Origin of the sequence: Flavobacterium saccharophilum (genome assembly GCF_900142735.1) — a bacterium.
GTDB classification, from domain to species: Bacteria; Bacteroidota; Bacteroidia; order Flavobacteriales; family Flavobacteriaceae; genus Flavobacterium; species Flavobacterium saccharophilum.
The window spans coordinates 215,134-236,327 of record NZ_FRBY01000006.1; the positions used below are offsets into that span (position 1 = coordinate 215,134).

At 34.7% G+C, this 21,194-nt stretch carries 17 protein-coding genes; 9 read left to right on the forward strand and 8 right to left on the reverse strand.

The window, feature by feature from the left end; all coding sequences use genetic code 11:
• Positions 1–31: 31 nt before the first annotated feature.
• The 7 genes from porN (BUA98_RS19415) to topA form a co-directional block, all read right to left on the reverse strand.
• Positions 32–1,015 (reverse strand): type IX secretion system ring subunit PorN/GldN, encoded by a 984-nt coding sequence (porN, locus tag BUA98_RS19415; RefSeq protein ID WP_072975554.1) that lies wholly within the window; start codon positions 1,013–1,015, stop codon positions 32–34.
• A gap of 260 nt (positions 1,016–1,275) precedes the next feature.
• Positions 1,276–2,265 carry a type IX secretion system ring subunit PorN/GldN gene (gene porN, locus BUA98_RS19420; RefSeq protein WP_072975221.1) on the reverse strand — a complete coding sequence of 330 codons (990 nt, stop codon included), beginning with the start codon at positions 2,263–2,265 and terminating at the stop codon, positions 1,276–1,278.
• 45 nt (positions 2,266–2,310) lie between these two features.
• On the reverse strand, positions 2,311–3,849 hold the full coding sequence (gene porM, locus BUA98_RS19425) for a type IX secretion system motor protein PorM/GldM (RefSeq protein ID WP_072975222.1): 1,539 nt from the start codon (positions 3,847–3,849) through the stop codon (positions 2,311–2,313).
• A gap of 52 nt (positions 3,850–3,901) precedes the next feature.
• Complete coding sequence (porL, locus tag BUA98_RS19430; RefSeq protein WP_072975224.1) at positions 3,902–4,549, reverse strand: type IX secretion system motor protein PorL/GldL; 648 nt, start codon at positions 4,547–4,549, stop codon at positions 3,902–3,904.
• 61 nt (positions 4,550–4,610) lie between these two features.
• Complete coding sequence (porK, locus tag BUA98_RS19435) at positions 4,611–6,008, reverse strand: T9SS ring complex lipoprotein PorK/GldK (RefSeq protein WP_072975225.1); 1,398 nt, start codon at positions 6,006–6,008, stop codon at positions 4,611–4,613.
• Between the two features lie 263 nt (positions 6,009–6,271).
• Positions 6,272–7,423: a formimidoylglutamase gene (locus BUA98_RS19440; protein WP_072975227.1), complete on the reverse strand. Its 1,152-nt coding sequence runs from the start codon at positions 7,421–7,423 to the stop codon at positions 6,272–6,274.
• A gap of 3 nt (positions 7,424–7,426) precedes the next feature.
• Positions 7,427–9,943: a type I DNA topoisomerase gene (gene topA, locus BUA98_RS19445; protein ID WP_072975229.1), complete on the reverse strand. Its 2,517-nt coding sequence runs from the start codon at positions 9,941–9,943 to the stop codon at positions 7,427–7,429.
• 611 nt (positions 9,944–10,554) lie between these two features.
• On the opposite strand from topA, the gene miaB reads away from it, so the two are divergent.
• The 9 genes from miaB to BUA98_RS19490 all read left to right on the forward strand — a co-directional run bounded on the left by miaB (position 10,555) and on the right by BUA98_RS19490 (position 20,257).
• The gene (miaB, locus tag BUA98_RS19450; RefSeq protein ID WP_072975231.1) at positions 10,555–12,000 is read left to right on the forward strand and encodes a tRNA (N6-isopentenyl adenosine(37)-C2)-methylthiotransferase MiaB; all 1,446 of its coding nucleotides are present in this window, start codon (positions 10,555–10,557) and stop codon (positions 11,998–12,000) included.
• A gap of 43 nt (positions 12,001–12,043) precedes the next feature.
• A complete protein-coding gene (locus tag BUA98_RS19455; RefSeq protein WP_072975232.1) occupies positions 12,044–12,433 on the forward strand; it encodes a GxxExxY protein in 390 nt (129 codons plus the stop codon).
• 108 nt (positions 12,434–12,541) lie between these two features.
• Positions 12,542–13,798, forward strand: coding sequence for a sigma-54 interaction domain-containing protein (locus BUA98_RS19460; protein ID WP_072975556.1), 1,257 nt, complete (start codon positions 12,542–12,544; stop codon positions 13,796–13,798).
• Between the two features lie 154 nt (positions 13,799–13,952).
• The gene (locus BUA98_RS19465) at positions 13,953–14,471 is read left to right on the forward strand and encodes an LptE family protein (protein WP_072975234.1); all 519 of its coding nucleotides are present in this window, start codon (positions 13,953–13,955) and stop codon (positions 14,469–14,471) included.
• Positions 14,472–14,563: 92 nt separating this feature from the next.
• A complete protein-coding gene (locus BUA98_RS19470) occupies positions 14,564–16,312 on the forward strand; it encodes a tetratricopeptide repeat protein (RefSeq protein WP_072975236.1) in 1,749 nt (582 codons plus the stop codon).
• A gap of 3 nt (positions 16,313–16,315) precedes the next feature.
• The gene (gene secG, locus BUA98_RS19475; protein WP_026985706.1) at positions 16,316–16,654 is read left to right on the forward strand and encodes a preprotein translocase subunit SecG; all 339 of its coding nucleotides are present in this window, start codon (positions 16,316–16,318) and stop codon (positions 16,652–16,654) included.
• 141 nt (positions 16,655–16,795) lie between these two features.
• Complete coding sequence (locus tag BUA98_RS19480) at positions 16,796–17,071, forward strand: co-chaperone GroES (protein WP_012023920.1); 276 nt, start codon at positions 16,796–16,798, stop codon at positions 17,069–17,071.
• Positions 17,072–17,141: 70 nt separating this feature from the next.
• Positions 17,142–18,770 carry a chaperonin GroEL gene (groL, locus tag BUA98_RS19485; protein ID WP_072975237.1) on the forward strand — a complete coding sequence of 543 codons (1,629 nt, stop codon included), beginning with the start codon at positions 17,142–17,144 and terminating at the stop codon, positions 18,768–18,770.
• Positions 18,771–19,051: 281 nt separating this feature from the next.
• Positions 19,052–20,257, forward strand: coding sequence for an alkaline phosphatase family protein (locus tag BUA98_RS19490; RefSeq protein WP_072975238.1), 1,206 nt, complete (start codon positions 19,052–19,054; stop codon positions 20,255–20,257).
• A 97-nt stretch (positions 20,258–20,354) separates the two neighbouring features.
• Here the strand turns inward: BUA98_RS19490 and BUA98_RS19495 are convergent, their stop codons facing one another.
• Positions 20,355–21,194, reverse strand: a complete 840-nt coding sequence (locus tag BUA98_RS19495; RefSeq protein WP_072975240.1) for an SDR family NAD(P)-dependent oxidoreductase — start codon at positions 21,192–21,194, stop codon at positions 20,355–20,357.

The window sequence follows — 21,194 nt, forward strand, 5'->3', positions numbered from 1 at the left end:
GAGAGTTTTTGTTATAATGTAATATAGAATCTTAGTAGTTCCACATATCCTGTTCGAAATTACGAATCTTCTCTTTTACTCTCTCAGATTCTAATAACTGACTTTGGGCATCATCTTTAATATAATCTTTTATCTCCCGATCTCCATATACATTTTCCTCTCTATAAATAATTGAATTAAAACGTCTGGAATTTAGGATCTGATCAAATGAAATATTGGCTGCCGAATTTTCAATAAACGCTTTTGCCTCATGTAAAACATCCCTGGCATTAGGAAAGAAAACCCAAAATAACTCGATATAATCTTTCTCATCACTATTCATTGTATAAACGTCGGGAGTAACAGGACAAATACCAATTAAACGATACTTCAATTCACTTTGACGTTTGTCAAAATACCAGTATCCTTTAATTTTGTATTGTGTAACGTCCTGAGCTGTTAAATCCTGCTTCAGTATATACTCAGAAGGAACTGTTCTTGTAGCTCCTACTGTCTCCTCAACATAAGTGACCACTTTCTTTTTACCAGTACCCGTAACTACTTTTTTCTTCACAACGTGCGTTTTGTAGTCATCAGGGTATTGATTAATTAATTCCCTACCGGCATCTGTGGTATCAATACGCGATAATGATCCTTGTATGTCTTTTATAGATTTTTTAGTATTGAAATAACTGTCTGTATAAACTTCAGTTATTCTTCCACTCCTAATCGCTTTAGTCAAAACATCGTAAAGAGAACGCCTATCCGAACCAATGTTAGCTGTATCTACAGGAAAATATAATGGAAAATTGATTTTCTCATTTAAGTCAATAATCTCCCAGGTAGTTTTTCCCATCAAAACATCTCTGTCATTGACATACCCATAAGCCAATGGCTTATCATTATCAGATATTAACCGGGCAGGAGGCTTTTTACCTATTTGATCAGCTGTTTTTGCATTCAGCAAATTAGATTGCGAGCTCGCGGTAACGCATACCATAAAAACAATAGGCAACAAAAAACTTTTCATCTTCATCATCATATAAATTATTTATAATTGACTCAACGAAGTTTTAATTATTTTATTGTATTTTTCCTACAAAAAATAAATTCAAGAACAGATGAATAGCTTTCAAGAGTAAAGTCCAACAAGAAATTACTTAATTTCTAATTAAACTCAAAACGGCAAACTCAACCTTCTATCCTCATACAAATAGTCCAAAGCAAAATCGATAAAATAAAAAAACTCTTACTACAAAGGTAGTAAGAGTTTTTATTATATTGTAATATAGATACTTAGTAGTTCCACATATCTTGTTCGAAATTACGAATCTTCTCTTTTACTCTTTCAGATTCTAACAATTGGTTTTGTGCATTATCTTTCATGTATTCTTTGATCTCACGATCTCCGTACAAGTTTTCTTCTTTATAGATTACTGCATTAAAACGTCTTGAATTTAAGATCTGATCGAATGAAATTGGCAATGCTGAATTATTGTCGTTAAAAGCTTTTGCTTCATGTAATGCTTCTCTAGCATTCGGGAAGAAAACCCAGAATAACTCAATATAATCCTTCTCATCACTGTTCATCGTATAAACGTCAGGAGTAACTGGACAAATTCCAAGTAAACGATATTTCAATTCACTTTGACGTTTGTCAAAATACCAGTACCCTTTAATTTTGTATTGCGTAACGTCCTGAGCAGTTAAATCTTGTTTAAGAATATACTCAGAAGGAACTGTTCTTGTAGCTCCAACTGTCTCATCAACATAAGTTACCACTTTCTTTTTACCAGTACCTGTAACTACTTTTTTCTTCACAACGTGAGTTTTGTAGTCATCTGGATATTGGTTGATAAGTTCTCTACCAGCATCAGTTGTATCAATACGAGATAATGATCCTTCGATGTCTTTCATAGATTTTTTAGTATTGAAATAACTGTCAGTGTAAATTTCAGTTACTTTACCACTTTTGATGGCTTTCGTCAAAACATCATAAAGAGAACGTCTGTCAGAACCAATATTAGCTGTATCTACTGGAAAATATAATGGAAAGTTGATTTTTTCATTTAAATCAATGATCTCCCAAGTTGTTTTTCCCATCAAGACATCTCTATCATCTACATAACCATAAGCCAATGGCTTATCGTTGTCTGAGATAAGTTGTGCAGGAGTCTTAAGTCCTATCTGATCTGGTGTTTTTGCATTAAGCAAATTCGATTGCGCATTAGAAGCGAAACCGCCTGCGATAGAAACTATAGCTATTAAAAAATTTCTTACTTTCATCATGATATCATTATAAGATATTGAACGTAGTTTTACCTACTTATATTATTGTATTTCGTAAATTACCGGAGCTGTACGTGGTAATAAATAACTACCAGCTCCAACAAGTTTAGTTTTAATTTCAGAAATAGTAACCTGATCTCCTCTTCCAGCTTTAGAAAGAACTGATTTACATTGTGCATTTAATCTGTTACCGTTAACAACAACTGTAGGTTGTCCAGCAATTTTCAGGTTAAATCCAACAACATCTAAACCAACTTCGAAATCAAAATCAAGTAATTTAGCACCAATAGTAGCAATCTCTAAGTTAGATTTAGGTCCTTTAACAACACCCATTTCTCCTCTAATTGTACCTGTTGGACCAGGAATACCTTTAATTCTGAATGATTTCTTATCTGTAACTTTATCACCGTTTGGTAAAGTTCCTGTAACTGAAATTGTAGTTTCAGTACCTGAACCAGGGCTCATGTTATATTTACCAGGTTTTCCAGCAGAAGCTAAACCTGGAGCACTTGCAACAATTTTGTTAGCATCAACACCAGCGAATGAAACAGAGATAGGGTTAACAACACCTCTATAAACAACATTCATTTTATCAGCAGAAATAGTAGCTGAATTTGGTTTTGGCACTACAACGTATGTTCCTTTAAATTTCAAAGGAATGTTTTTCCCATCCTCTAAGAACGTAAATTGTCCATTGATATCCTGTTCTCCAACACCACCAGCAGTTAATGAAATAACAGCTTGTCCGTTAACGATTTGTCCAGGACCTTGGAAAGAAGTTGGTTTAGTGTTTTCGTCGTAACGACCTAAAACTACCTTACCTGTAACTTTTTCTCCTTGGAAGTAAGCATTTTTGTCTAAAACAACAATTGCCTGGTAATTGCTATAAGAAGCAGCAGCAACCGCAGCTTTTCCTAAAGCAGCACTGTATACATCAGATTCTGCTTTTTGAACGTCATTTTGCCAAGCTGAAAGTTTAGCTAATGAAGCAACTGCAGGGAAACCTTTGAAGTGGTAAGCTAAATACTTATCTTTTAAACCTTCTTTGTTTTTTACATCAGAAACATCAAATTTCTTTTCAATCTCAGCAACAATAGCAGCATATTTTTTATCTGCTAAAGCAGCCTTCATAGCAGCTTTGTATGCCTCGATATGAGCGATAATGTCATTTCCTTTTGCAGTATATCCTTCTCCTGTAAACCAGTTGTCGATATTATCACCTTTGTCCATAGACTCATAAGGTAATTTACCAGTTTCTTTGTCAGATTCAAATCCTTTTAAAACATCACCTTTCAAAGATCCGATGTATGCGTAAAATTCTTTCGAAGCTGTTTCAACTTTATGAGCAGTAACTGCAGCGATAGCGAATTCTCCTTTTGCTTCAGCCGCTTTTTGATCTAAAGACATCAATAAACTAGCATTTGATTGTTCAGAAGAAGTGTTAGCGCTTTCAAATTTTTCATTCATTAATCCAAAAGCAGATAAAACTTCTTTGGACATATTCATTGCTAACATTGCGATGAAAACCAGGTACATCAGGTTAATCATCTTCTGTCTAGGGGTTAATTTTCCTCCTGCCATTTTTTTCTAATTAGTTCTTATTAATAAATTTAATATAATAGTTAAAAACTAATTATCCTTTGTTACTCATTGCGGAAAGCATACCACCATAAACACTGTTTAAAGAAGCAATGTTTGCAGTCATTGATTGCATTTGTTCTTTTAATTTAGAAGCATTTTCAGCAATTTCGCTGTTTGCTTGTGCATTTCTTGAAGCACTTTCTAATTGTACTTTGTATAAGCTGTTTAATGACTCCATTTGTGCAGCAGCCATAGACATTTCTTCAGCATATTTCTTTTGTCCTGCAATAGAATCTACTGTTGGAGAGATAGCTTTTGCAGCTCCTTCAAAGTTTTTAATTGAATTTCCTAAGCTTGACATTAATTCTCCGTCAATTTTAGCTTCTTTCAACATAGCATCTAATTTTTGAGACAACAATCCTTGGGCGTCAGTTGGAGTCTCTACTTTGTCAGCTTTTTTTCTAGCCTGACCATTAGCTAATTCCGGGTAAACAAGAGTCCAGTCTAATTCTTCATCTACTGGTTCGAAAGCAGAAAGAGCAAAGATTAACGCCTCAGTTACTAATCCAATTGAAAGCATCAACGTTCCTGTTAACGGTCCGATTTCAAAGTGTGTAATTTTGAATAATGCTCCAATGATTACTACTGCCGCTCCCATACCATAAGCGAAATTCATTGCTTTTTTACTTAATAATGCCATAATACTTTTTTTTAGGTTTTAATAAAATAGATTTGATTTGGTTATTGAATTTAATTGTAATTTACTTTTTCTTTTTGCCTCCTGTTACCTGAGTTCCCATGTAATCTTGTACAGTTCTGAAACCAATATAACTTCTTGCAGAGTCAGCATATTCGTGATCACGTGTACTTACCTGTAGGAAATAAGCAACGTCTTTCCAAGATCCACCACGAACTACTTTTCTTTGGTTGTTTCCATCGATAACGTTTGGATTCATCGTTGAAACATATTCATATGCATTTGGATTGTAAGCTGAATCTGTCCACTCTGAAACGTTTCCTGCCATATTATACAATCCGTAACCGTTTACATCGTAAGATTTAGCTTCTACTGTATACAAAGCCTCATCAGCAGCATAATCTCCTCTGCTTGGTTTGAAGTTTGCTAAGAAACATCCTCTGTCACTCTTAGTATAAGGACCTCCCCAAGGGTAAGTTGCAGACTCCAGACCTCCTCTTGCAGCATACTCCCATTCTGCTTCTGTAGGTAATCTGAAAGCATTTACTAAGTCACGTCCTTTTTTCTTAGATTTAATGTAACTGTTTTTGTTTAAAGTTCTCCATGCACAGAAAGCTTTAGCTTGTTTCCATGTCACACCTACTACAGGATAATCTCCGTAAGCTTTGTGCCAGAAATAATCATTGTGCATTGGCTCATTGTATGAATATGCGAAATCCTTAATCCAAACTGTTGTATCAGGATAAACACTAACTTGTTCTGTTTTAACGAAGTCTTTTCTTTTTCCAACTTTAGCTTTTGCAGCAGCCTGAATATCCATCCAAGAATAACGGAATTTCAATTTATTTACATCAATTGTTCTCAAACCATTGTACGATTCTTCAATTGGCAAATACATAGAATCCATTACTTCAGTGTAATACTCATCCGGATAAGCTTTAGTATCTTTAATTAACTTAACTTTTTTATTTAGTTTTCTACCAGCATAAGGATCATCTTTCGTTCCTACACTATAATAGTTATCATACATGTATTTATCATAAGCTGTCATTTTATCTGGCTCAGAATCATTAAATGCATAATCAGCGATACTACCGCCTTTACTACCTTTATCACCTGTAGCTTTTTGTCCGGTTTCATCAGCTAAAATAGCCAAACGAACTCTCATTGTAGAGTCTTTTACCCACTCCACAAACTGACGATACTCGCTATTTGTGATCTCAGTTTCATCCATATAAAATGAACGAACTGTTACCGTTTTAGTTGGAGCGTCTTCTACATTAGCTAAATCAGCATCTGATTTACCCATAATAAAGGATCCACCTGGAACTAATGTCATTCCATAAGGTTTCTCAGGATGCCATTTCCCTCCTGTAACACCAACTAACTCACCTTTGTCACCTGACTTACCACAGCCGATTACTAGTGATAACATTGCTGCAAATGCAAAAAACTTCTTCATATAAATTTGGGATTATCTATTCATTATTATAAGTCCGTAAACGTATTTATTATTTATCTAAAAAACAATACTAGTTGCGAAATTTATTTTACCGTTCAAAAATAATGTTAAATAAAATAAAAAAAAAATATTTTATCGACAAACTAGCATAAAAAATCGACGTAAAACGTTAAATTTTATATTATATAATTATTTTCCTACTAAAATATCTTAAATTATTTTTGATAATTTTAAAATTTTAAGATATTTTATAAAATTATCCTTTATAAAGCATTTTTTCTTTGTGCTTTCCACCATCTTTCTGGCAATTCTTGGTTACAAGCGCACAAATATTCGTCGTACGAACACGGTAATAACGTATTTCTTTTCAATTTATTGTTCCCATTCGACACAAAGGGAATTTCGATCCACCAACGGTCTGTTTTATCACTTTTGTAAAAAATCAGCTCCTCATCTTCCAGCGGCACAATATATTTTAAATAGTTCGTTCGGCTACCAAACGGGTATTCTTTAGAACGGTAATGATATCCTTCAATAAAGTACCACACAATCTGAGCAATCATACTCGATTCATGTGCTGTACTATTGTGATTAAAAACACCAAAGGACGAAACTTTATCGCTTATTCCGGCATATCTTGCCAGAGAACAAATCTCTTTTCCGTTAAAACCATTAGGCTCAAAAGTAACAGTATTTCCTGAAGCTGAAGATTTTACAGAATTCAAATCGATACTTACCAAATCAGCATCTCTAAAAACTGGCTCTGCCAAAGCAATCTTATTTGAAATCTCACCTAAACGATAGGCATCAAAGAACAATTTCTCAATCAAATCAATTTCTTCCTGCGAGTTATAATAAGTCTGATATCCTATATTACAATAGTTAAACAGATTATTTGGCTCATCTATAATGATTTTAGTCAAATATGAATTAGCAGAAACTGTTTCATTTTCTTTACCAAAATCAAATCGATTATCAACAGCAACCATGTTTACCATTTGCTCCAAATCATCGTAAGCACGATACAAAGCATAAGTTAAATCCTGCGAACCTCCCAGGACTATAGGAATCACTTTATTCTTGATTAAAGCAGCAGTCACCTTTTTTAATGCGAAGTAAGTATCCTCTACAGAATCTCCTGCAAGAATATCACCCAAATCCGCAATAGAAGCATCCCAATTACCAGGAAACATACTATAAAGCTTTTTACGAACAGCAGTCAGGTTAACTTCATTAACCATATTGATATTCCTGCGATCTTCTAAAACACCTACTATAGCTATCTGCACCTTGCTAATGTCAGGGAATTGATCCTGAGTATGCAAGACAATCTTACTACCCAATTCTTGTGAAGACAACGAACTAATGAATTGTAAAATTCCGTCGTTAACTGGTTCTAGAAAATCAAATTCCATTTATTATTTCTTTTTAGCGGCTGGTTTTTTAGCCGGAGCTTTCTTTGCTGTTGTTGCTTTTTTTGCTGGTGTTTTCTTTGCCGGAGTCTTTTTCGCGATCATTTCCTGAACTTCTTCCAATGTTAATTTTGTTGCATCAACATCCTTACTCAATTCAATTTTAATCTTTCCTTTTGTAATAACAGAACGACCCCAACGTGCTTTCTCAACCAGAATTCCTTCGTCTTCCCAATTGTGAAGCACTTTATCAATGTTTTTCTGTAATTTATCTTCAATTAATTCCTCAACATCTGCTTGCGATAAATTATCAAAATTGTATTTTTTACTCACATTTACAAAAAGACCATTCCATTTGATAAACGGACCAAAACGCCCCACTCCTTTTTGAACTGCTTCTCCTTTGTAAACTGCAATTGGCGCATCAGCAAGTGCTTTTTCGTCAATTAATTCCTGAGCTCTTTCTTTTGTAACCGCTAATGGATCTTCACCTCTTGGCAGTGAAATAAAAACACTTCCATGACGTACATAAGGTCCGTAACGTCCATTACTTACTTCAACTTCTTCTCCTTTATATTCACCTAAATTTTTAGGCAATAAAAACAAATTCAAAGCATCTTCTAAAGTAATATTTCCAATATTTTGATCTGCCATTAAGCTGGCGAACTTTTTATCTTCATCATCCGCTTCTCCAATTTGAGCCATTGGGCCAAATTTCCCTAAACGAACAGATACTTGTCTTCCATCAGCATCTTTACCCAAGATTCTTTCACCACTTTCTCTCTCAGCATTTGCTTCAACATCTTTAACATTTGGATGAAACTTATCGTAGAATTCCTGCATCATGGTTGCCCAGTCAATATTTCCTTCTGCAATTTCGTCAAAATCCTGCTCTACTTTTGCAGTGAAATTATAATCAAGGATGTTTCCAAAATTCTTAACAAGGAAATCAGTAACGATTGTTCCAATGTCTGTAGGAACTAATTTTCCTTTATCAGAACCTGTATTTTCTTTCAGTAACTTTTCACCTACTTTATCAGCTTGTAAAGTAAGTTGTGTATAATTTCTTTCCTGACCTTCCAAGGTTCCTTTTTCAACATAGTTTCTGTTGATGATAGTCGAAATAGTTGGTGCGTACGTAGACGGACGACCAATTCCTAATTCTTCTAATTTTTTCACCAAAGAAGCCTCTGTATAACGTGCAGGAGGTCTTGAATATCGTTCTGTAGCTGTAATATAATTGTTAGCTAGCTTTTCGTTTACTTTTAAAGCTGGCAACATTCCTTCTTGCTCTTCCTCGTCATCATCATGTCCTTCAAGATATACTTTAAGGAAACCTTCAAAAAGTAAAACTTCTCCTGAAGCTGTAAAAATTTCACTGTGATTATTAGCCTCAATTTTTACGTTTGTTCTTTCTAATTGTGCATCGCTCATTTGAGATGCCAATGTTCTTTTCCAGATCAAATCATACAAACGGGCTTGGTCGCGATCAATATTTACCGTATGACGTGACATATCAGTCGGACGAATTGCTTCGTGCGCTTCTTGTGCTCCTTTGCTTTTGTTAGCAAAAGTTCTCGGTTTAGAAAACTCTTTTCCGTATGATTTTATGATTTCAGCTTCAGCAGCGTCCATTGCATCTTTAGAAAGATTCACACTATCCGTTCTCATATAAGTAATAAGTCCGGCCTCGTATAAACGTTGTGCAAGCTGCATTGTGATTCCTACTGGCAAATACAATTTTCTGGCAGCTTCCTGTTGAAGTGTCGAAGTAGTAAAAGGTGCTGTTGGAGATTTTTTGGTAGGTTTAGTTTCTAAATCGGCTACCTTATATTTAGATCCGATATTTTGTTTTAAGAAATCTTCGGCTTCTTTTTTAGTATTGAAGTTTTTTGGCAATTTCGCTTTGAAAGCTTTTCCTGCCTCATTTACAAATTCTGCTACAATTGAATAACTGGCAACTGCATTAAAATTCTGAATTTCGCGTTCTCTTTCTACAATCAAACGAACAGAAACTGATTGTACACGTCCGGCAGAAAGTCCGCCTTTAATTTTTCTCCATAAAACCGGAGACAATTCGTAACCTACTAAACGATCTAAAACACGACGTGCCTGTTGTGCGTTTACTAAATTATAATCAATTTCTCTTGGATTGTCGATTGCTTTAAGAATCGCTGATTTGGTAATCTCGTGAAAAACAATTCGTTTGGTTTTTTTAGTATCTAGTTTTAATTCTTCCGCCAAGTGCCATGAAATAGCTTCTCCTTCGCGGTCCTCATCACTTGCTAACCAAACCATTTCGGCATTTTTAGACAGTGTCTTTAGTTTACTTACCAGGGCTTTTTTATCAGGAGAAACTTCGTATTTAGGTTTAAATCCATTCTCTACATCTACTCCTATTTCCTTTGATGGTAAGTCGGCTATATGTCCATAACTTGACTCGACCTGAAAATCACTTCCTAGAAATTTCTCTATCGTTTTCGCCTTTGCAGGTGATTCCACTATTACTAAATTCTTTGCCATTGATCTATTTTTCTGCAACAAAAGTAGAAGTTTTTTTTAAATATCAACCTTGATAATGCATTTTTGAGGTATTTTGATATTATGTTTCTAAAAATTGCAGATTTATCTGTAATCTCACCTATTATATATATAGGTATAATTTTAAATGGATTATGGATCAAGAATGTGCTTTTAACCCGAGTGCCCTAGCCCAGATTGCAATGTAAAGCCCGGAATAAAAAAAGCTAACTTTTCTTGCCAGAAAACAGCGACCGAAGGAAGCTCGTTTTATGGCTTAGAAAAATAGCTTGTTTTATGAGGACTTGAAACGGAAAGCTGGAATAGCTTCTTAAATAAAAATTTAACCACAAAGTCCACAAAGATTTACACAAAGTTCGCTAAGTTTTAATTTAAGCTGAAAAGTTTCAGAGGAAGTTCACAAAGCTTTGAGAATAACTTTGAGTTTTAATCTTCTGGTTACTATATTTTAAATTCCTTACTTACATTAAAAAAGATCTTTTACGGCCCCTACAGCTAGATCTAAAATCTTAACTCTAAAATCTAAAATCTTTTCTCTGCCATCTTGTCATATTTATACCTTTTGCGTTATCTTTGCACTTTGAAATTATACAATGGAAAAGATTATTGAAGAAAGCAAGCAGGGCGAAAGTCTTGTTTTGGAGAATAAACCTGAGAATACTAAGAAACTTTTTATAGAAAGTTACGGTTGTGCGATGAATTTTTCGGACAGTGAGGTCGTAGCTTCTATTTTATCGATAAACGGATATAACACTACACAAACCCTTGAAGAAGCTGATTTAGTTTTAGTTAACACCTGCTCCATTCGAGATAAGGCAGAACAAACTATTCGTAAGCGTCTGGAAAAATATAATGCTGTAAAACGTATTAACCCGAAAATGAAAGTTGGCGTTTTAGGCTGCATGGCCGAGCGTTTGAAAAGTCAGTTTTTGGAGGAAGAAAAAATAGTCGATCTTGTTGTTGGTCCTGATGCTTACAAAGATTTGCCAAATTTATTGGCAGAAGTGGAGGAAGGACGCGACGCCATTAATGTAATTTTATCGAAAGAGGAAACATACGGGGATATTTCACCAGTTCGTTTGATGAGTAACGGAATTACGGCTTTGGTTTCAATTACTCGTGGTTGCGATAATATGTGTACGTTTTGCGTTGTACCTTTTACACGTGGTCGTGAGCGTAGCCGTGAACCTCAAAGTATTATGACTGAAATCCAGGATTTATGGGATAAAGGCTTTAAAGAAATCACGCTTTTAGGGCAAAACGTTGACAGTTACCTTTGGTACGGTGGCGGTTTGAAAAAAGATTTCGTAAATGCTTCAGAAATGCAAAAAGCAACTGCAGTAGATTTTGATCAATTACTGGAAATGGTTGCGGTTGGTTTCCCAAAAATGCGTATCCGATTTTCGACTTCGAATCCGCAGGATATGCACGAAAGTGTTTTACATGTTATTGCGAAATATCCAAATATCTGTAAACATATTCACTTACCGGTTCAGTCTGGAAGCAACAGAATTTTAAAAGAAATGAATCGTCTGCACAGTCGTGAAGAATATATGACTTTGATTGATAAAATCAGAACTATTATTCCGAATGCTTCGATTTCTCAAGATATGATTGCCGGTTTCCCAACAGAAACAGAGCAAGATCACGAGGATACCATGAGCTTGATGGAATATGTAAAATATAATTTCGGTTATATGTATTCGTATTCTGAGCGTCCTGGAACTTTGGCAGGAAGAAAAATGGAAGATGATGTCCCAGAAGAAACTAAAGCCAGAAGATTACAGGAAATTGTCGACTTGCAACAAAAACACGCCTGGTTTAGAAGCGAAGAATACGTTGGACAGGTTGTAGAAGTTTTAGTGGAGAAGGTTTCTAAAAAATCAAAAGAAGAATTCTCAGGAAGAAATTCACAAAGTATTACGGTTGTCTTCCCAAAAGAAAACTATAAAATTGGAGATTTCGTAAATGTAAAAATTACAAGTTGTACTAGCGGAACTTTGAAAGGTGAAGCGGTGGGATTAAGCAGCATGAATTAAGTTTTAACCACAAATTACACAAATTTTCACAAATTAATTCTTCATGATTAATACAACCGAATATTATTATAAAAAAGAGGAAAACTACCAAATAGTCGGCATCTGTATGGAAGTGCATCGATTATTAGGACCGGATTTACTCGAGATTGTATATAAAGATGCGTTGGAAATTGAATTTAAAAATCATAGAATTCCTTATCACCGAGAAAAGGAATTTTCAATTGAATACAAGGGAGTTATTTTGCCCCATAAATTTTATGCGGATTTTATAGTTTATGATGACATAATTTTAGAAGTAAAATCTGTAAAGGAAATTTGCAATGATCACCTTGCTCAAACATTAAATTATATGAAACTTGCAGATACTCCTGTTGGAATAATTGCAAACTTTCAAAACAAATCATTAATACATAAACGATTAATAAATTCTTAAAATGAATTTGCGAAAATTTGTGTAATTTGTGGTGAAAAAATATCACTATTTCAACTATCAGTTTTGTCAAGAAACCTGAAACAAAAAAAACTTGAAACAAAAAAACACATGGAAACAGTTCAAGCAATAAAACAACGATTTGAGATTATTGGGAATGACCCAAAATTAAATCGCGCCATTGAAAAAGCCATTCAGGTTGCTCCTACTGATATTTCGGTAATGGTAACTGGGGAAAGTGGTGTTGGTAAAGAAAATATTCCGAGAATAATCCATTCGCTTTCACACAGAAAGCATGGTAAATATATTGCTGTAAACTGTGGAGCTATTCCAGAGGGAACAATTGACAGTGAACTTTTTGGTCACGAAAAAGGTGCTTTTACCGGTGCAACCAGCACCCGTGAAGGTTATTTTGAAGTAGCGGATGGCGGAACCATTTTTCTGGATGAAGTTGGTGAATTACCGTTAACGACTCAGGTTCGTTTGCTTCGTGTTTTAGAAAATGGTGAATTTATAAAAGTTGGTTCGTCTCAGGTTCAAAAAACCAATGTGAGAATTGTTGCGGCAACGAATGTCAATCTATTTAATGCCATCGAAAAAGGAAAATTCCGTGAGGATTTATACTATCGTTTGACTACAGTCGAAATTACTTTGCCTCCGTTGAGAGAAAGAAATGAAGACATTCATTTGTTGTTCCGAAAATTTGTGGCCGATTTTGCGCACAAATATAAAATGCCTCCGTTGAAGCTTGATGATGACGCGGTTCAACTTTTGCAAAAATTCAGATGGAATGGAAATATTCGTCAGTTGCGAAATGTAGCTGAGCAAATTTCTGTTTTAGAAACGAATCGTGATATTACTCTTGCTACTTTAAAATCGTATTTACCAACCGAAGGAACCAATTTACCTTCTGTAATTAGCGATAAGAAAAAAGATGATTTTAGTACGGAAAGAGACATTTTATACAAAGTGCTTTTTGATATGAAAAGCGATTTGAATGATTTGAAGAAACTTACTTTGGAATTGATGAAAAACGGCAGTTCAAAAGTACAGGACATTAATCCGAATTTGATTCAGAAAATATACGGCTCTCAGGAAAATGACAGCGAAATTGATTTTGAAGAAGAACCGAGAACGGCTGTAATGACACCGACAACCCGTGAAGATAATTATCGCATACAAGATGACAATAATTATTTAGACGCCGAAACCATTGAAGAAGAAGAAATTCTGCGTCTAGAACAAAAAGAAATCGAAATGATTAAAAAGTCATTAGAAAAAAATAAAGGAAAACGAAAAGCGGCGGCTGATGAATTGGGAATTTCGGAGAGAACTTTATATAGAAAAATTAAACAATTTGATTTGTAAATAGGAAAAATTCCAAAAAATAAATTCCAAATTCCAAATTAGTATATTTGAAAAAAAATACAACTCCATTGGAATTTGGAATTTAAAAATTGAGATTTTCCATAGAATTGGAATTTGGAATTTAAAAAATTGGAATTTCCCAACTATTGATTTTATGAAAAAAATATATTCTTTATTAGCCTTTATCAGCCTTTTTTTATTAAGTGGCTGCAACGTTTACAACTTTACCGGAACAGGAACAATCGATGCCAAAACTTTTCAGGTTAACTTTTTTCAGAACAACGCTGATTTAATTGAGCCCGGAATCGACAGACAATTTACACTGGCCTTGCAGGATTTGATTATGAATCAAACCAATTTAAACCTGGTAAGCAACAGTGGTGATTTAACCTATGAAGGCGAAATTATCGATTACAGAATTACACCAATGACAGCTACAGCTGTGACATCAAATGGTGATGCCGGAGCGGCACAAAACCGTTTGACAATTCGTGTAAATGTTAGATTCACTAATAAAAAGAAAGAAACAGATGATTTCGAGAAACCGTTTGAATTTTATTATGACTTTGCCGGAACATCACTACCAACCGGATCTGTGTTAAATGCTGCAATTACCACTATTTTTGAAAGAATCACACAGGATATTTTCAATGAGTCATTGGCAAAATGGTAAAGAATGTTGATTTGTTGAATCGGTTAATCGTTAAATCGGTTCACAAAAAAACGGTTAAACAGTTAAACAAATAAACGATTAAACAATAAAGAATGAATGTAACTGATTATACACACTTAATGAACAAACCCGATGCTATTACAGAAAAGCAGGCGGAGGCATTAGGCAATGTTTTGAATGAATTTCCGTATTTTCAAAGTGCACGCGCATTGCGATTAAAAGGTCTTTACAATCAAAATAGTTTCAAGTATAATTATGCTTTAAAAGTTACAGCAGCTCATACAACTGATCGCTCGGTTTTATTTGATTTTATTACTTCGGAAACTTTCACTTCTATTCAGGGCGAATATTACGATCAAAAACTTAAAGACCTTTTAAATATTACCGTTTTTGACAGCGAGATTGTCTTAGCAGAAGAAAAGAAGAAACTGGAAGTTCGCATTGATCCAATCGAGCAGTCCATTTTAAATTCTATTAAAGAAGCTACAGGTGTTACTTATGAGGAGCCTGTAAAAATTATAGAAAAACCTACTTTAGATTCTTTTACAGAAGCAACAAACATCAATATTGATGAACCTGTAAAGGATGAAGAAAAACCAGTTGCTATAATTATCGAAGAACCGACATTAGATTCTTTTACAGAAACAACAAACGTTACTGTTGAAGAGCCTATAAAAGTTCAAGAAGCAATAGATTCTATTATTGAAGAGCCTACGACAGATACTTTTGCAGAAGCATCAAACAGTTCTACTGAAGAGTCTGTAAAAATCGAAGAAAGATTATTTGATAGCATTATACCAACTTTAGATTCTTTTCAGGAAGTAACAACCGTTACTCTTGAAGAACCTTTACCAGTTGAAGAAAAAGCAATTGAGACCGTTACCGAGCAAGCTATTTTAGATACTTTTAAAGAAGTAACCGCCGTTACTTTTGAGGAACCTTTGATAGTGGAAGAAAAAATAATTGAAGCAATTATCGATCAACCTACTTTAGATTCTTTTGAAGAAGTAACAACGACTACTTTTGATGAAGTTGAAGAAAACCCGATGGAGCTAGTTATCGAAGAGCCTACTATAGATTCATTTGAGGCAGTAACTCCAACTATTGAAGATACTCCTATTATTGAAACAACTCCAATTGTGGAAACTACACCTATTATAAAGGAACCAACTCCAACTTTCTTTGATGAAATTGTTGAGGAAGAAATTCCAAGTGTAAGAGTGGAACCAATTGAAGAATCAACATACAATGCACTACAAGAAGCCACAGCAATTGTTTTTGAAGAAGCGCCTGTAGTTGAAGAACCAAAAGCTATTGAAGAGTTAAAAGAAATAGAAGTTTCAGAAACAGTAAAAACGGCCGAAGAAAATCTGGAAATCGGGAAACCTTTGGATTTTTCTGTTAGTGAAAAACACTCTTTTCAGGAATGGCTTCAATTAGCCAAAACAGAACCTATTGATCGTAGCAAAGAGGCGCAGGACGAATCAGAATCAATTGAAAAAGTTGAAAATACGGCTAAAAATGTAGCTAAACCCGAAACAATTGACGAAGAGAAAAAGAAAAAAGCAGAAATAATTGATAAATTTATTGAAACAAATCCAAAAATTTCTCCAATAAGACAGACTGCAATAACGCCGGCGGTGCAATTAGACAATGATAAAGAAGAGAATTCTTACCTAATGACTGAAACTTTGGCCAGAGTATATTTGGAACAAAAAAAATATACAAAAGCGATACAAGCATATGAAATATTAATTTTGAAATATCCAGAAAAAATTAGTTTCTTTGCAGACCGTATTTCGGATATTAAGATTTTACAACAAAATAACAATAATAATTAAGCAATGAGCACATTTTCAATTTTTTTAGTTTTAATCACAATAGTTTGTTTTCTATTGATCGTAGTAATCATGGTTCAAAACCCTAAAGGAGGCGGATTATCGTCTACTATCAGCGGAACTCAAATGTTAGGTGGAGTACAAAAAACAACTGACTTTTTAGATAAAAGTACCTGGACACTAGCTACTATTTTGATTGCTTTAATCTTGCTTTCAAGCTTAAGTTTCACAGGATCATTAAGTGATACTGATTCTAAACTTATTGAAAAAACAGAAGCTCCTGCAACTACACCAGCTGCACCAGTTCAACAAACTCCTGCTCCGGCAACGCCAGCAGCGAAATAATAGTTTTGAAATAAATATAAAATGCCAGCCTGTCAAAGCTGGCATTTTTTTTAAGAAATAATGTCAGTTTTAGGAGCATGGCACAATTTCTGAAAGTTTATTGAACATTAAAAAACGTATAACTTATAACATTATAAAATCATGGCCTTAAACATTAAACCGCTTTCAGACCGCGTACTAATTGAGCCTGTTGCAGCTGAAACAAAAACTGCATCAGGTATTTTTATTCCAGATACTGCCAAAGAAAAACCACAAAAAGGAACTGTTGTGGCAGTAGGAAACGGATCTAAAGATCATACAATGACCGTAAAAGTTGGCGATACTGTACTTTATGGTAAATACGCAGGAACAGAATTAAAATTGGAAGGAACTGATTATTTGATTATGCGCGAAGATGATATCTTAGCAATTATCTAAGAATAATAAGTCTTAAGAATAAGTATCGGGTGAAACCTGAAACAAATAAAACTTTAAACTAAATTAAAAAATGGCAAAAGATATAAAATTTGATATTGAAGCACGTGACGGATTAAAACGTGGTGTTGATGCATTAGCAAATGCTGTAAAAGTAACTCTTGGACCAAAAGGTCGTAACGTAATTATCGGAAAATCATTTGGTGGACCGACTGTTACTAAAGATGGTGTTTCTGTTGCAAAAGAAATCGAATTAAAAGACCCATTAGAAAACATGGGTGCGCAAATGGTTAAGGAAGTAGCTTCTAAAACTAATGATTTAGCGGGTGACGGAACTACAACTGCTACAGTTTTAGCTCAGGCAATCGTTAAAGAAGGTTTGAAAAACGTTGCTGCAGGTGCAAATCCAATGGATTTGAAACGTGGTATCGATAAAGCAGTTGAAGCTATCGTAGCTGACTTAGCTAAACAAGCTAAAGTGGTTGGAAGCGATTCTGATAAAATCAAACAAATTGCTTCTATCTCTGCAAACAATGACGAAGTGATTGGTGAACTTATCGCTACAGCTTTTGCTAAAGTAGGAAAAGAAGGTGTTATTACTGTTGAAGAAGCTAAAGGAACGGACACTTTCGTGGATGTTGTTGAAGGTATGCAGTTTGACAGAGGATATCTTTCTCCTTACTTCGTAACAAACCCAGAAAAAATGGAAGTTGAATTAGACTCTCCATACATCTTATTATATGACAAAAAAGTTTCTTCTTTAAAAGAATTACTTCCAGTTTTAGAGCCAGTTGCTCAATCAGGAAAACCATTATTAATTATTGCTGAAGATGTTGACGGAGAAGCTCTTTCTACTTTGGTAGTAAACAAATTAAGAGGTGCTCTTAAAATTGCTGCTGTAAAAGCTCCAGGTTTTGGAGACAGAAGAAAAGCAATGTTAGAAGATATCGCAATCCTAACTGGTGGAACTGTAATCTCTGAAGAAAGAGGATACACATTAGAAAACACTACAATCGAAATGTTAGGAACTGCAAAAAGAGTTTCTATCGATAAAGACAACACTACAATTGTAAGTGGTGCTGGTGAAGCTGATATCATCAAAAACAGAGTAAACCAAATCAAAGGTCAGATGGAAACAACTACATCTGATTACGATAAAGAAAAATTACAAGAGCGTTTGGCTAAATTAGCTGGTGGTGTTGCTGTTCTTTATGTTGGTGCTGCTTCTGAAGTGGAAATGAAAGAGAAAAAAGACAGAGTTGACGACGCGTTACATGCAACTCGTGCTGCTGTTGAAGAAGGAATTGTTGCAGGTGGTGGTGTTGCTTTATTAAGAGCAAAAGCGGCGCTAGCAGATCTTAAAGCTGATAATGCTGACGAGGCAACCGGAATTCAAATCGTAGCTCGTGCTGTTGAATCTCCATTAAGAACTATTGTTGAAAATGCAGGTCTAGAAGGTTCTGTAGTAGTAGCAAAAGTTGGTGAAGGTTCTGGTGATTTTGGATACAATGCCAAAACTGACGAATACGTAGACATGCTAAAAGCTGGAATTATCGATCCTAAAAAAGTAACTCGTGTTGCATTAGAAAATGCTGCATCTGTTTCTGGAATGATCCTTACTACAGAATGTGCATTAATTGATATTAAAGAAGAAAGCGCTGGCGGAATGCCAATGGGTGGCGGTATGCCAGGAATGATGTAATCGTTCTTTTCTTAAAACTTAAAACGCCAGATTCTTATCTGGCGTTTTTTTTTAGCCACGAATTCACGAATTAAGTATTCAAATCTTTGTGCTTAATTTTTTGTGCTACAGATTACACAGATTATAATCCTTTTAATCTGTGAAATCTGTGGCTACTAATTTTTTTCAAACAAAGCATTTGCAAAAAATTCGTGAATTCGTGGCTATTTTTTTATTTAACATTCTCTTTTTCTTTAAAAAATCTCTTATCTCTACCTTTGCGGTTCTATTAAAATTGCAAAATGAGAAAATTTACTACTCACCTATTATCTTTTACATTCTTATTCATTTCCACTTTTTCCTATTCACAATCTGCCAAGAACAATTATGTCGTTTTAGTTTCTATGGATGGATTCCGTTGGGATTATGCGAAACATTTCAAGCTTCAAAACCTCAACAAAATAGCCAAAGAAGGCGTTCACGCCAAATCTATGAAACCTTCTTATCCAAGCAAAACTTTCCCGAATCATTATGCGATCGTAACCGGACTTTATCCGGATCATCATGGGATCATCAATAATGTTTTTTATGATAGTGCTTTAAACGAATCTTTTTCATTGTCTACTAAAGCCAAAAATGATTCCCGTTTTTATGGCGGAAATCCGATTTGGAATGTAGCTGAACAACAAGGTGTAAAAGCCGCTTCTTTTTTCTGGCCTGGATCTGATACGGATCAAAAAAGACCGGGTATTTATAAAAATTATGATGATAAGATTCCGTATGGCAACAGAATTGATACTGTTATAAAATGGTTAGAACTTCCTGAAAAACAACGCCCACATTTGATTACGTTATACTTTGATGAACCTGATCACACGGGACATAACTTTGGTCCGCTTTCTCCTGAAAATGAAAAAATGGTTTACAAAATGGATTCAATTATGGGACAATTATCATCCAAACTAGATCAATTGACTATCGGCAAAAAAATCAATTTAATCATTGTCTCTGATCATGGAATGGCCGACATCAGTAATGCCAAAAAAGTAGCTGTTTTAGATTATTTAAAACCAGAATGGTTAGGTTACAAAGCTGTAATTAATCCAATTATGAGTTTACAGGCAGAACCCGGCTTTCAGGATTCTATTGCAAAGGCATTAAAAAAAGTACCCCATATCAAATTCTGGCGATCTAACGAAGTTCCAAAAAGATTGCATTACGGAACCAATCCGCGTGTGCATGATTTTGTTATTGAAGCCAAAAAAGGCTATAGTTTAGTGAGCAAAGAAAGTACGCATATAAAAGGCGGAACACACGGTTACGATAATAAGGAAAAAGACATGCACGCTATTTTCTACGCAAAAGGCCCTGCCTTCAAAGTAAATAAAGAAGTTAGCACCTTTCAGAACGTTTCGGTTTATCCTTTAATAGCGCATATTTTAGGATTAAAAATCGAAGAAGTTGATGGTAAGTTTAGTGAAGTTAAAAACATGCTGCTTAATAATTAGATAATATGTCAATTAGATAATTAGATAATGCTATTCACAATCTATGGAATTATCTAATTATCTAATTGGCACATTCCCTCATTTACAAATTGACACATTAAAACCCTGTCGAAACCGAAACGGCTTTCCATTGCTCTAATTGACTCTGAACGCTTGCAATCTTTTGATTGGCCATATCATAAGCATCTTGTCCTAAAAATAAATGCAAGGCAGGATTTTCTTCATGACTCATTTTAATTAATACTTCAGCTAATTTTTCAGGATCTCCCGGTTGATTTTCATTAATACTGCCTTTATGCGCATCTTCAGAGGCTCTTACTTCTTTATAAGCTGCAATTGGATGCTGAGGCAATAACAAGGAGCTATCTTTTAAGAAATCAGTTCTAAAATAGCCCGGATAAACCAACGTTACATTCACTCCAAATTCTTTTACTTCAGCAGCTAAGGATTCCGTTAAACCAGCAACTGCAAATTTTGTAGAGCAATAAATCCCCCAACCCGGAAACTCGCCATAATAACCTCCAACAGAAGAAATATTAAAAATATGTCCCGCTTTGTTCGCACGCATATAAGGCATTGTATTTCTGACTACATTTAGTAATCCAAAAACATTTACCTCGTAGTTTTTTCTGGATTCTTCATCTGTCAATTCTTCCAATGCTCCCAGCAAACCATAACCCGCATTGTTTACTAAAACATCGATTGTTTTAAAATGACTTGCTGTTGCTTCAATTGCTTTTTTGACACTTCCTTCATCTACTAGATCCATTTCTAAAGGCAGAAATTTCTCTGATGAATTTCCCAGAACTTTAATCAATGATGCTTCACTTCTTGATGTGGCTGCTACCTTGTAACCTTTTGATAATAATTTTTTAGCCAATTCTAATCCAAGTCCTTTTGAGGCACCTGTGATAAACCAAACTTTGTTATTTTCCAT